The sequence below is a fragment of the Streptomyces sp. NPDC059567 genome (assembly GCF_042735655.1).
Lineage (GTDB): Bacteria > Actinomycetota > Actinomycetes > Streptomycetales > Streptomycetaceae > Streptomyces.
Genome location: NZ_JBHWBS010000039.1, coordinates 10,382 through 23,201, shown reverse-complemented (window position 1 = coordinate 23,201; position 12,820 = coordinate 10,382). Strand labels below are relative to the sequence as shown.

Sequence of the window (12,820 nt, the reverse complement as noted above, 5' to 3'; positions counted from 1 at the left end):
ATTTATCTGTCTTAACCGGTGTGCCGCCCCCGGGGGGGGGCCCCCCGCCCCCCCCCCCCCCGCGCCTCAGGGGTAACTCACGAGGTTGGCGACGTTGGTCGTGGAATTGGACGGTCCGCCGCGGTCGTTGATCACATGACGGATGGTCCCGGTCCCGCCGAGGGACACCGTGACCATGCTGCGGAAGCGGACGTTCGGGTGCTGCGGCGCCTCGAAGGCACGCTCCGCGGCCACACCGGGGTTGACGTTGAAGAAGCAGTAGCTCCCGAGCCCGTACGCCTCATGACTGGTCACCGAGTCCGCCACCTTGTAGGCGGTGTAGCCCTGGGTCGAACCGTTCATCCAGGCGGCCTGGTTGGGCGGGTCGTAGGGCATCTCGTTCTGGTAGAAGTACGTCCGGCCGCCGTTGCCGTTCCAGATGGTCTGGTGCTTCTGGTAGTGCTCGACGAAGAGGCCGTACATGGTCACGGCGTCACCGTTGACGATCAGGCCCGTGTCCGCCGTGTTGGTGTTCCAGCCGATGCCCGTGCCGTGGTCACCCCGCCAGATCCACATGTGGTCGCCGATGACGTGGTCGCTGTTGACGACGAGGCTCGTCGTGGCCTTGCCGACCGCCGCGCCGCCGACCCGGAAGTAGACGTCGTGCAGCGAGGTCGGGTTGGCCGCGTGGGACGCGGCGGATCCCGGCGGCCCGATCTCCACCAGGGTCGGGGAGTTGACCGTCCCGGCGTCGAAGAGGACGCCCGCGATCTTCACGCCGTCCACGTCGGCCACGGTCATGGCCGTGACGCCCCCCTCGGGGATGAACGTCGCCAGGCCGAGACCGAGCACGACGGTGTCGGGCCGGGTCACCTTCAGTGTCTGGTCGAGCCGGTAGACGCCGGGGGTGACGAGCAGGTTCTTCCCCTCGGCCAGCGCGGCGTTGATCTGCGCCGCTGTCGCCCCCGGCTTCACGACATGGAACCGGTCGATCGGGAGGGAGGTCCCCGGGGCGCTGCCCGCGGCCCAGGTCGTGGCCGTCGAGTCCGCCCGCACCGCGGGTACGAAGACCCGGTAGGCGCCGGTGCCGTCCACGTACAGGAAGGGCTTCTCCCGGATGGTCGGCGTGCGGTCGACCGTCGTGTGGGGCGGGTTGGGGAAGGTGGTGCCCGGGACCCCCTGGCTGCCGACGAAGACCATGTTCCAGTTGGAGCCGGTCCAGCTGCCGAGTTGGGAGTTGCGGGTCAGCCACTGCTGCTGCGTGCCGGAGCGCACCTGACCGTCGATCTTCGTGTCGGCCATGAACCCGCCGCTCGACCATCCGCCGTCACTGAGCTCCAGGTTGCCGCGCACATGCATCCGGCGGTACGAGGATGCCTGCGAGACGGCCCAGCGGTCCGTGCCGCCCGTCGGGTTCACCGAGAGGTTCTCGGCGCCCCGCCAGAAGTTGTGCGTGGCGTTCTGCGGCGGGAACCAGTCGGCCTCCACATGGACCGCCCCATTGATCGTCACCGAGTCCGGGGACTGCCCGAGCCCGAGGACCTGGGTGTAGAAGCCCACGTTGACATCGTTGTTGTACGCGCCGGGCTTGAACAGCACCGCGTGGCGCTGCGGGCCGAACTGGTTCGTCTCCTGCTGCCGGAAGATGGTGTCCAGCCGGCTCTGGATGGTGGCCGAGGGCATGGACGGGTCGAACACGGCTACGTTCGGGCCGAGATCGACATCGCCGGGAGCAGTGCTCACGGGGGTCACCTGGAAGCGTTGGGCCGCCGTGCCGTTGCAGGTGTACTGCACCAGCTGGACGCTGTCTGCGGTCGACGCGGCCGGCACGTCCAGGCACTTGCCGCTGTGCCGGTTGACGAAGCGGTACGCTCCCCCGCCCTCGTCCACGGCCTGCCACTGCTGGTTGTTCCCGCCCCCGTACGTCCAGAGGTGGACGGCGGCGTTGTCGGCGCTGGACACATCGCTGACGTCGACGACCTGGGCCGTGTCGTTGCGGTTGCCGATCCGCACATGGCCGTCGGCGGTCGGTGTGATGGTCCACTGCTGCGCGGTCGTGCCGTTGCAGGCGTACTGCTGCACGGCGGTGCCGTTCGCCGTCGCGGCCGCCCGCGCGTCGAGACACTTGCCGCTGCCGCTGTTGACGACGGTGACCCAGCCGGTCGGGGGCGCGGCGAGTGGGACCGCGGCGGGATTGGCGGCCGTCGCGGCGGGGTGGACGGCCAGGGTCGCGCAGACGGCGGCCGCGGCGCCGAGCAGCGCCGTCAGAGGGCGGGTCGTACGGCGCCTGTGCCGTGGGGCGTGTCCGCCCCGGGAGAGGCCGGTCATCGGGTCACCGTCCACTTCTGGTTGGCCGCGCCGCCGCAGGTCCAGATCTGCAGTCGGGTGCCGTTGGCGGAGCTGTTGCCGGTCGCGTCCAGGCACTTGCCGGCCTGCGGGTTCACGATGTCCCGAGCGGCGTTGGCGTCCCAGCGCTGGGCAGCTGTTCCGTTGCACTCCCACAGCTGGACCACGGTGCCGTCCGCGGTGCCGCCGGAGGCGACGTCGAGGCACTTGCCGAGGGCCCGGATCGTTCCGTCCGTTCCGACGGTCCACCGTTGGGCGGCGGTCCCGTTGCAGTCGTACAGCTGGACCGCCGTGCCGTTTGCCGTGCCGGCGGCGGCCACGTCGACGCACTTGCCCCCGATCCCGGTGATGGGGCCACCGGTGGTGGGGCTGTCGGCCGTGGTGACGCGGACGTGGTCGACGACGAGCTGCTGGGGGAAGACGGTGGAGCCGTCGGGGTCGCCCGGCCAGTAGCCGCCGACCGCCAGGTTGAGTATGAGGAAGAACGGCTTGTCGAAGACCCAGTTCCGTCCCCCGAGGTCGGCGGGGGTGCGGGTCTGGTAGACGGTGCCGTCGACCGACCAGGTGATCCTGCCGGGCGACCACTCGACCGCGAAGGTGTGGAACGCGTCGGCGAAGGCCTGCCCGCCGGGCAGCGTGTACGCGGCGCCGATGCCGCCGGCGCCGGAGTATCCGGGGCCGTGCAGGGTGCCGTGCACGGTGGAGGGCTCGAAGCCGACGTTCTCCATGATGTCGATCTCGCCCGAGTCGGGCCAGCCGACCTGGCCGAGATCGTTCCCGAGCATCCAGAACGCGGGCCACATGCCCTGCCCGCGCGGGACCTTCATCCTGGCTTCCACGTGGCCGTACTGCGCGGTGTACTTGCCCGCGGTGTTCAGCCGGGCGGAGGTGTACTCGCACCGGCCGTACCAGCACTGGTAGTTGCCGGGATTCTCCTTGCGCGCGGTGATCACCAGGTGACCCTGGCCGTCGAGAGCGGCGTTGCGGTTGCCGGCCGTGTAGTACTGCCGCTCGTGGTTGTTGACGTTGTCGCCGGTCTCGATCTGCCACCGGGATCCGTCCACGGCGGAGCCCGCGGGCCCGTCGAAGTCGTCGGAGAAGGTGACGGCGGCCGCCTCGGCTGCGGGCCGGAGCGCGGTGCGCTGGTCGGAGGAGGCGGAGGCGCCCGGCGTGGGACCGGCGAGGCCGAGGCCGAGCGCCGCGAGGGCGAGGGCCGTCACGGCGGAGGACAGCAGGCGCCGTGGTGAGCGGGAGGAGTGCATGACTCTCTCTTCCGTCGGGTGTGGGGGACGCACTGAAGGTCATGCCCATGACATCCAGCGGCAACGGGCGGGGCCGCCTCGACGGCACGGGACGCCGGACCGCTTTGTTGCACCCATGATTTAAGGAGTGAACTAAGAGGCCCGTCAAGGGTTTTGGTATGGACCTGTGCGGACTTCGCGGACTCTTGCCGCTCAGGCACCACGGTTCCGCGGTTGCGGCGATCCGGATCGAGGGCACGCGGCGGAGGCCTCGTCGATGCGCCAATAGATTGATCCTGGCGCGACGCCCTTAAGTCGGATCATCGGACAACCGATGCCTGCAAGGAATGAAGACCATTCCGAAAGCATCTTTGTTGGGGTCCTCGAAGGAGCTACGCATGAGCCCTGAGCGCAGATCTCGGTCGGTCCTCGGCCCACTCCCCAGGAGCGGGAAGTGGGTTGCCGGTGGCGCGATGGCGTCGCTCGCCGTCGTGATGCTGGGCTTCAACAGCCCTGCCCTCGCGACCATCACGCACAGGCCGATGGCAGCGGTCGGCCAAGCGAGCCAAGACCCCCACCACTGCCGGGAACACGGGCACCACGACGAGTGCGAGGACGGGGTCGGCGTCGTGGGTCCGACGGGGCCGGCGGGTGCGACTGGGCCGGCCGGCCCGACCGGCCCGACGGGGGCGACGGGGGCGACGGGGGCCACGGGGGCGACGGGGGCCACTGGGGCGACCGGCACGCCGGGAGCGGACGGCTCGACCGGCCCCGCAGGCACCACCGGGCCCGCGGGCGCGACGGGTTCGACGGGAGCCGCAGGCACCACCGGCCCTGCCGGCGCGACGGGTGCGACAGGTGCGACCGGCACGACGGGTCCTGCCGGGGCCACGGGGGCGACCGGCGCGCCGGGAGCGGACGGCTCGACCGGCCCCGCAGGCACCACCGGGCCTGCCGGCACGACGGGTGCGACCGGGGCGACCGGGGCGACCGGGGCGACCGGGGCGACCGGGGCAACGGGACCTGCCGGGCCCGTGGTCAATGTAGGCGCGAGCCTCTTCGCCACCGCCAACCAGACCATCCCGCCCGGCATTCCTACGCAGATCACCTTCAATGGCGCGACCTACGACACGGACTCGATGTTCGATCCGATGACCTCGACATTGGTGGTCAAGACCCCCGGGCGCTACCTCCTCAAGGGGAGGATCCTCTGGCACTTCGACGCTCCGCAGACCGGCCCGGGCCGCGAACTGTCCATCACCGTCAACGGCATCAGGGCCGCCTATGACTTCTCGGACATCGCGGATCTGGGTGGCAACCTCGGCCAGTCGCAAGACGTCTCCACGATCTTTCGGCTGAACGTCGGCGACAGGGTCGCGCTCGAGGCCAGCCACACCCACGAAAGTGACGCCCTCTCACTGCAGTTCGCCTCGACACATCGTCTGGCGCCACAGCTACAGGCAGAGAGGCTCGCGCCGTAGTGAGCTTCCAGGGGCTGCCGACCAGCGAGTCGGCAGCCCCTGGCCGCGCCTGCGAGACACACGTTGCCTACTGGGCGGCGAGTTCGGCGTTCGCCCTGGCAGTGACGTGGGCGAGCGCGCGGGCCGCGATCTCGCGCTCGGTCGCCGAAAGCTCTCCGTACAGTCGCTCGGTCAGCCCGGCCACGGCGTCCGTGAACCCTCGCTGGAGGCTGACGCCCTTGTCTGTGACGGACATTCGGGGACCGTCGATCAGGCCGGCGTCGGCGAGTTCGTCGAGCAAGGCGAGCGCCTCCGGCTCACCGACCTTGAGCGACGCGACCATACGGGCGACGGCACCGGCACGGTCGAGCCCGTCAGCGACGGCGTTGAGCGCCACGGACTGGTGAAAGGTCAGGCCCGAGGCGGCAAGGAGGCGATCCCGCACGGCGGCGATCGCATGGTAGGCGATGCCGATCGCCTGACCGTTGAGGAGGGGGGCCGAGGAGGTGGCGGCGGTGGCAGTCATGGCGTGAATCTCCTTGTGGGCTAAGCATGGTGGATCTCCGACCACTAACCGGAGAGTCCTCCGGTTGACTTGACGTAACCATAGGTGGAGACCACTCCGATTTTCAAGACTAAGCGGAGACGTCTCCGGTACGTCCGCTACGCTGCTCCGTGTGACCGCCCCCACCGAGCGCGCCGACGCCGCCCGCAACCGCCTCCGCATCCTCGACGCCGCTCGACGGTTGCTCGCGGCGGACGGCTTCGCCGATCTGTCCCTCGACGCGGTGGCCAAGGAGGCCGGGGTCGGGGTCGGCACGGTCTATCGGCGCTTTCACAACCGACCCGGGCTCGTCTACGCGTTGATCGAGGACAACGAGACCCGCTTCCAGGAGGCGTTCGCGCGGCATTGCGAGGATGAGGCCCTGTCGGCACATGACCGGCTGCGCACCTTCCTGCACGGCATGGCCGACCTCGTGGACGACAACCGGGAGTTGCTGCTCCTGGCAGAGGCGAGCGCGCCGGCAGGGCGCTATCGCAGCGCCCCGTTTCGCCGGCACCACGAACAGATCGTCGGCATCGTCGCGGAGCTCGCCCCCAGCGTGGACGCCGCATACATGGCGGATCTACTCCTCATGGCGTACACACCGGGCCTGTTCGACCATCAGCGCACCGAGCGAGGCTGGGACGTGGACCGCATCAAGCGCGGTCTTGACGCGCTGATCACCGGCATCGGGGCCGCCGCGACGGCTGATCAGCAGTCGCCGTAGCCTGCGATGCGTTCCATCCGTGCGATCCGCCCGCTTGAACCAGGGTCGCGCGTGACTCCGACACTCATCTGACCGACGGGACCACCCGGGGGCCGCCCCCAGCTCCCGAGGCCTCGGCTCCCCTTCAGCCGCCGGTCAGTCGCGTCACGCCAACATCCCGCGCACGGTGCGTTGTCAGTGGTCGCTACTAGGTTCTTACATGTCCCGCCGTTCAGGCGCGGGCCTTCCCTTACCCCTCCCATGCCCTGAGGAGATCTGCGTTGTCCCACTGGGAGACTTCGAGTCTGACGCGGGTGCTGCAGCCCGCTCGCCCACGGAAGCTGGCCAAGGTTCCGTTCGTCGAGCTGGCCGACGGGCGCCTGCAGGGTGTGGTGTCCAGCGGATCGGACATCGCCCGGGTCTACGTCTCATCGGTCGCCGTCGGCGACTACGCCTACTCGTGCAGCACCAACAACAACCGGCCCTGCGGCGGCGCTCGGGGCTCCTTCTGCAACCACATCCGAGCCCTCGTCGGCGAGGCGGTGCTGCAGTACGGAGCCGAGCGTGTCGCTCGCTATCTGAAGGTCGATCCCGCCGACGAGCAGCTGAACGCGGCCGGCGTGACCAGCGCCATGTCCGCCACCCGCCCTTCGGCCGCAGCAGGTGGAACGGCGGCCGCGGCACCGGTGTTCAGCCGCTTCCTGCGGCACTTGTCCTACCTCGAACTCCAGGCGTCGACCGTTCCGTTGCCCGAGATGCAGTGGTTCCCGCCGACCCGAGAGGTGGCTTGATGCATGCCGACCTGCTCACCGAGCCGGTTCCCGGCCTCGAAGAGGCACTCGCCGCCGTCGACGGGTTCGACGCCCTTCTGACCGACGGCCTCCTGCGTCCCCGGCCCGCTCAGGCCGGTGATCTGATCGCGTTCGCCGACGCCGTCGCGGGCACCCCGCTGGCCACCCGAGTCGGCGAGGCCGCCGAGAAGACCGCGGCGGGAGCCGCCGGCGAAGAGCATTTCGTCGCCCTCGCCGCCGCCCGCACCGCCCTCCTCGGCTCCGTCCACGACGCGCTCGCCGAGCGAGTGCACGCGGCGACGGGACGGACGAGCGCCGATGACGAGCCCCGGCCGGTCCCCAGCGGCGAGGCGGTCAACGTGCTGGCCGCCGCCCGGTCATGGCTCTGCGACCTCGCGCGCACAGGCTGGCGGGGGCTGGATCACGAGATCGTGTCCGGTGCCGCCCCCGTGGTCTCGGCGATGCTGCCGGACCCGTCACTGCGCCGTCTGGCGGTGCTGCTCGACGGCCTCGCCACCGAGCTCGCGGCCTCCTGCCCTGGTGCGGCGCTCGAGCGGATGCCGGTACGCCGCTGGGCCGACCTGTGGACGCGCGCTCTGCTCCTGACACTGCCCGGAGCAGCAGATGTGCCGGCCACGGACACCGTGACCGGTCGTCTTCTCCCGCTCGGCGTCGATCTGCACGAGCATGCGACGGCCGTGCAGGCGCAAGTCCATGCCGTGCTGGAGCCGGCCGACGGCGGCACCGCCCGACTGGTGCGCGCCTCCGTCTCCGCGCCGAAGCCGGACACGGTCGTCGGTGCGGGGCTGTGGCAGCTCCTGCGACCGCACATGTCGCTCCTGGCCGCTGTCGGCGAGGGCGGGACGATGGACGTGGACGGGATGCCCGTCACGGCCGAGGGAGACCTGATCTGGGACGACGCCCTCGCCCGCGCCGGCGAGCCGGCCGATCCCTTCGTCACCGCTCGCGTCGTGCTGCCGACGGCGGCCGGCACGGACCCCGCCCCGCTGGATCGGCACCCCGCCCGGATCGCCACCCCGGTGTTCCTGGAGGGGTACGTCGTCTCCCGGGAGGACGGCGGTCTGACGTTCACGGTCGCCGGCCATCCGCTCGCCGTCGACACCGACCGCATCCCGGCCGCCGGCCCTCTCACCGCCGAGAACGTCGCCGCGTCCGGGGCGTGCATCGGCCTCCTGCGCTGGGACGCCGGAGCCTTCCGCGTACAGCCACTCGCGGTCGAGACGACCGTGCGGAAGAAGAGCCTTGCGATCCACGCCGGATCCTGGGCCGGAGGGACCACCGACAAGACGGGCGTCAAGGGCGAGAAGGCGGCCACCGACGCTGTGGCCGTTCTGCGGGAGCGAGCGGGAAGGCTGTTGCGCGCATGACCGACCCCACTCCCGAGGCCCCCGTGGCCGACTCGGACGAGAACCGCCGCCAGGTGCTGTACTGGCGGTTGCTGGCGCGGCTGTTCGACGCCGAGGAGCAGCCCGGCCTGGAATCCGCGAGCCTCGCCGTCGTCGAGGACATCGGGCTGCCTCCGGGCCTGCTGGACCCGCAGGCCTCCGTCGACTCCGTCGTGCAGCGCCACCCCGAGCTGGCGGACGAGTTCGACGGGCTGATGGTGCCCGAAGACGGCGACGGACCGCGCGACCGGGCCGCCGAGGTACGCCGCGCGGCGCTGCTGTCGAAGGTCCTGCTCAACGTGTTCGCGTCCCCCTCCGGATCCGTCAGCGCCGGGCAACTCGCCGGCTGGCAGTCCGACGCGGGATGGCTGGAGCGTGCCCTCGGATGCCGACCCGGTGACCTGCGAGGGGGTCGCGCCGGCGCGGGCGGGCCTGCTGTCAGCCCGTACGGCACCGGCGGGCGCGGCGGTACGCCGGACCTGAGCCGGCTGATTCCGCAGATCGGGCCGGAGCTCGGCGCCATCGAGGCGGACCTCGTCAGGCGGATGCACCTGCGGGAGGTGCTGGCCGACCCGAAGCTCGCGTCCCGGCTCACACCCAGCATGTCGCTGATCGAGCAGCTGTTGCGGGACAAGAACAACCTCTCCGGGGTGGCGCTCGCGAACGCCAAGGCGCTGATCCGACGGTTCGTCGACGAGGTCGCCGAGGTGCTGCGTACGCAGGTGGAGAAGGCATCCGTCGGGGAGCTGGACCGCTCGGTCCCGCCCAAGCGAGTCTTCCGGAACCTGGACGTGAACAGGACGATCTGGAAGAACCTGACCAACTGGAGCCCGGAAGAAGAGCAGCTGTACGTCGACCGCCTCTACTACCGTCACACGGCTCGCAAGACGACGCCCCAACGGCTGATCGTGGTCGTCGACCAGTCGGGCTCGATGGTCGACTCGATGGTGAACTGCACCATCCTCGCCTCGATCTTCGCCGGGCTGCCGAAGGTGGACGTCCACCTCATCGCCTACGACACGCAGGCCCTCGACCTCACTCCCTGGGTACACGATCCCTTCGAGACCCTCCTGCGGACCCAGCTCGGCGGCGGCACGGACGGCACCGTGGCCATGGCGCTCGCCCAGCCGAAGATCGCCGAGCCCCGCAACACCGTCGTGGTGTGGATCTCCGACTTCTACGAATGGCGCAGTGAGGAACTCTTCGCCTCCATGGCCGCCGTGCATCGCTCCGGGGCCAAGTTCATCCCGGTCGGTTCGGTGACCAGCGCCGGGCGAGGCAGCGTCAACCCGTGGTTCCGAGAGCGCTTCAAGGACCAGGGCACGCCCGTGCTCTCCGGCCACATCCGCAAGCTCGTCCACGAGCTGAAGTCCTTCCTCACCTGACCGTTCCTCCTCGCGCCGCCCACGACGGCGGCGCGCCCAGAGACCCCGCGGCCCCGCGCCGCCTCAGACCCGCACGAAAGGCACCGAACATGTCCGACCTGCTGCGCGCCCCTGCCGAGATCAAGTTCGCCGAGGAGCTGGACTGGCTGGAGTCGATCGACGACAACCCCAAGCCGTTCTCCTGGCGCCTGTCGCCGAAGATGGTCCGGTTGTTCATCCTCGGCTCCGAGCGCGCCGACGGCCTCGACCGCGAGATCGCGCAGAAGTGGTTCGGCGACCGGAGCTTCGTCGAGCGCTCCATCGTCACCCTCGCCTCCGACCGCGGTCTGCTGCTCATCGGCGACCCCGGAACCGGTAAGAGCTGGCTCGCCGAGCTCCTGTCCGCCGCGATCAGCCGCAACTCCACCCAGGTCGTGCAGGGCACTGCCGGCACCACCGAGGACCACATCAAGTACTCCTGGAACGTGTCCATGGTCATCGCCAAGGGCCAGTCCCGCGAGTCGATGATCCCTTCGCCGATCATGACCGCGATGGAGACCGGTACCATCGGCCGCTTCGAGGAGCTCACCCGCTCCACCAGCGACGTGCAGGACGCGCTCATCTCGATCCTCTCCGAGAAGTACATCTCGGTCCCCGAACTCGACAGCGCCGACGGCGAGAACATCGTCTTCGCCAAGCCCGGTTTCTCGATCATCGCGACCGCCAACAGCCGCGACCGGGGCGTCAACGACCTCTCCTCCGCGCTGAAGCGCCGCTTCAACTTCGTCCGCATCCCGGTCGTGACGAACAAGCAGAGCGAGACGGAGATCGTCCGCTTCCGTACCGAGGAGCTCCTGCGCCGCCACCAGATCGAACTGGACGTGCCGCCGAACCTGCTGGACGTCCTGCTGCAGAGCTTCGCCGACCTGCGCGCCTCGGCGACCGCGGCAACCAGCGACGACGAGAAGCTGGAGTCCGCGCTGTCCACCGCCGAGCAGATCGGAGTCCTGGAGGACGCCATCCTGCACTCCAACTTCTTCGGTGAGCGCGCCCTCACCGCCCGCACCCTCGCCTCCTCCCTGGTCGGCTCCCTGGCCCGTCGAGAGCCCGAGGACCTGGCGATTCTCAACAAGTACCTGCACGGCGTCGTCGAGCCCCGCGGCAAGGAGGAAGGCGGCCTGTGGCCGGAGTTCCTCGACGGCGGCCGCGACGCGATCGCGACCCTGTCGTGAGCGGCCACCAGGAGGGGACCTTCGAGGCTCTCCGCGTCCAGCTCCAGGAGGCCGCAGCCGCGTTCGCCGACGGCCCGGCCGCCCTGGAGGGCATCCTCCTCGGCCTCGTCGACGACGTCGACCGAGCGGCGCGCGAGCCGCTGGAGATCTTCCCGGTCTGCCACCACTCCCCCGCCTCCGCGCTCGCGATGGCACGCCGGCTGCGCGAGAAGCAGCCGAAGGTCGTGTATCTGGAGCTGTGCGAGGACATGACGCCCCTGCTCACCGAACTGCGCAACTGCAGGCTCCCGGTCGCCGTCCAGGCGTTCGCGTCCCGGCTCGACGGCTTCCCGGAGGAGTGGGCGCCGCTCTCGGTGGTCGCCCCGATCACGGAGGCGTCGGCCGAGTACCAGGCGATCTCGTACGCGCTGGACACCCCGGGAGTGGAGCTCGTCCTCGTGGACCGCTCCTCGGACCACGTCTTCCAGTGGGACACGCGCCGCGGCCGCACGGAGGCGGCCGAAGCGGACGCGCCGGCGGCAGAGGAGGAGGCCGCGCTGCACGGCGACGCCGTCGGCGTGGAGATCGGCGACCTGCGGCCGCGGTTCGCCGAACTCGAAGAGCACCTGCTGCGGCACGGCCGGGTGCGGCACTGGTCGGAGTGGTGGCACCAGTACGTCGAACTGCCGCTGGGTGACAGCGACCACGACACGTACCGCCAGGCCATGTTCCTGATCGGCAGCCTCTTCCGGCGCCTTGCCCCCGGGGACGCGGAGCGCGTACGGGTCGACGAGGACCGCGAGCGGTACATGTGGACGCGGATGCGCGAGCACCTGGCCGCGACCGGCACGGACCCGGCGGACTGTCTGTACGTCTGCGGCGCCTTCCACGCCGCCAGCCGTGTCGCGGAGTTCGGCGTGGACGGCGGCGACACCTTCGAGATCAGCCCCCGCACCGGCACCACCTGGCAGTACGGATTGATCCCCTCGAGCCACGCGGCGATCGAGGCGCAGTTCGGGCTCGCCGCGGGCTCGGTGTCGATCGCGGCGACGGTGTGGGCGAAGAACCTCAAGCGGACCCGCGTCGAGCCCTTCCGGCTGGCGGGACAGGCGGGCGCGAAGAAGGCGCGGCCGAGGAAGGCCTCGGCCGTGGCGAGGGTGACGAGCGCCGAGCCGGCGGACATGCTCACCGGCTTCCTTCGACAGCCGCCGGTCCTGGACCGACTGGACGAGGCTGAACTGCTCGGCTGGTCCGTGGACATCGTGCGCGCCGCCCGCCGTAACGGCTACCTCGCCTCGACCGCCGACGCCATCGCGGTCTTCGAGACGTCGATCCTGCTCGCCGGGATGCGGGACAGGGCGAAGCCCACCCCGTACGACTTCCAGGACGCGGCCGTCACCTGCATCGAGAAGGACACCGTGCCCGGGCGGCGCGATGTGCGCCGGCTCGTGGAGATCATGATGGGCGGGGACCGAATCGGGCAGGTCGGCTATGAAGCCCTGCCGCCGCTCGCCCGCGACGTCCACGACCGTCTCGCACCGCTCGGGCTGAAGCTCGAAGCACGAGGCGTGAAGCGGGCGCTGCTGGACATCGCGGGCCGTCCTGAACTGGCGCGCTGCTCCGATGTGCTGTGGATGCTGCGGTATCTGATGCCCCACGGCGCGGGGGGGGGGGGGGGCGCGGCGGGGGGGGGGGGCGGGCGCGCGCGCCCCGGGCTCGTCACGGCGCGGGGGTGGCGGGCTCACACCCCCCAGACACACCCCTCTCTAGCT

General features: G+C 70.6%; 10 protein-coding genes. 7 read left to right on the top strand and 3 right to left on the bottom strand.

Annotated features, from left to right (window positions below; translation table 11 throughout):
• Positions 1-66 precede the first annotated feature (66 nt).
• Together ACFVZW_RS19090 and ACFVZW_RS19085 are read right to left on the bottom strand one after the other, a co-directional pair.
• Entirely contained in the window at positions 67-2,307 is a 2,241-nt protein-coding gene (locus tag ACFVZW_RS19090) for an RICIN domain-containing protein (protein WP_384522676.1), read from the bottom strand.
• Positions 2,304-3,587 (bottom strand): ricin-type beta-trefoil lectin domain protein, encoded by a 1,284-nt coding sequence (locus ACFVZW_RS19085; protein WP_384522674.1) that lies wholly within the window; start codon positions 3,585-3,587, stop codon positions 2,304-2,306. The genes ACFVZW_RS19090 and ACFVZW_RS19085 overlap by 4 nt, the downstream gene beginning before the upstream one ends.
• A 1,013-nt stretch (positions 3,588-4,600) precedes the next feature.
• On the opposite strand from ACFVZW_RS19085, the gene ACFVZW_RS19080 reads away from it, so the two are divergent.
• Complete coding sequence (locus ACFVZW_RS19080; protein WP_384522672.1) at positions 4,601-5,047, top strand: hypothetical protein; 447 nt, start codon at positions 4,601-4,603, stop codon at positions 5,045-5,047.
• Between the two features lie 67 nt (positions 5,048-5,114).
• Here ACFVZW_RS19080 and ACFVZW_RS19075 read toward each other — a convergent pair whose 3' ends face one another.
• Positions 5,115-5,552, bottom strand: a complete 438-nt coding sequence (locus ACFVZW_RS19075; protein ID WP_384522670.1) for a hypothetical protein — start codon at positions 5,550-5,552, stop codon at positions 5,115-5,117.
• Positions 5,553-5,703: 151 nt separating this feature from the next.
• On the opposite strand from ACFVZW_RS19075, the gene ACFVZW_RS19070 reads away from it, so the two are divergent.
• From ACFVZW_RS19070 to ACFVZW_RS19045, 6 genes are all read left to right on the top strand, one after another.
• A complete protein-coding gene (locus ACFVZW_RS19070; protein ID WP_384522668.1) occupies positions 5,704-6,297 on the top strand; it encodes a TetR/AcrR family transcriptional regulator in 594 nt (197 codons plus the stop codon).
• Between the two features lie 284 nt (positions 6,298-6,581).
• Positions 6,582-7,067, top strand: coding sequence for a hypothetical protein (locus ACFVZW_RS19065; protein ID WP_384522739.1), 486 nt, complete (start codon positions 6,582-6,584; stop codon positions 7,065-7,067).
• Positions 7,037-8,455 (top strand): hypothetical protein, encoded by a 1,419-nt coding sequence (locus ACFVZW_RS19060; RefSeq protein WP_384522666.1) that lies wholly within the window; start codon positions 7,037-7,039, stop codon positions 8,453-8,455. Before ACFVZW_RS19065 ends, ACFVZW_RS19060 begins: the two co-directional genes overlap by 31 nt.
• Complete coding sequence (locus ACFVZW_RS19055) at positions 8,452-9,858, top strand: VWA domain-containing protein (protein WP_384522664.1); 1,407 nt, start codon at positions 8,452-8,454, stop codon at positions 9,856-9,858. The genes ACFVZW_RS19060 and ACFVZW_RS19055 overlap by 4 nt, the downstream gene beginning before the upstream one ends.
• Positions 9,859-9,947: 89 nt before the next feature.
• Positions 9,948-11,069: an AAA family ATPase gene (locus ACFVZW_RS19050; RefSeq protein ID WP_384522662.1), complete on the top strand. Its 1,122-nt coding sequence runs from the start codon at positions 9,948-9,950 to the stop codon at positions 11,067-11,069.
• The coding region (locus ACFVZW_RS19045) for a DUF5682 family protein (RefSeq protein ID WP_384522660.1) at positions 11,066-12,820 on the top strand (1,755 nt) is incomplete at its 3' end. The genes ACFVZW_RS19050 and ACFVZW_RS19045, both read left to right, overlap by 4 nt.

Excerpts from the sequence above, each read along its gene's own strand:
- ACFVZW_RS19090 (WP_384522676.1), bottom strand. The coding sequence starts at position 2,307 with ATGACCGGCCTCTCCCGGGGCGGACACGCCCCACGGCACAGGCGCCGT.
- ACFVZW_RS19085 (WP_384522674.1), bottom strand. The coding sequence starts at position 3,587 with ATGCACTCCTCCCGCTCACCACGGCGCCTGCTGTCCTCCGCCGTGACG.
- ACFVZW_RS19075 (WP_384522670.1), bottom strand. The coding sequence starts at position 5,552 with ATGACTGCCACCGCCGCCACCTCCTCGGCCCCCCTCCTCAACGGTCAG.
- ACFVZW_RS19055 (WP_384522664.1), top strand. The coding sequence starts at position 8,452 with ATGACCGACCCCACTCCCGAGGCCCCCGTGGCCGACTCGGACGAGAAC.
- ACFVZW_RS19050 (WP_384522662.1), top strand. The coding sequence starts at position 9,948 with ATGTCCGACCTGCTGCGCGCCCCTGCCGAGATCAAGTTCGCCGAGGAG.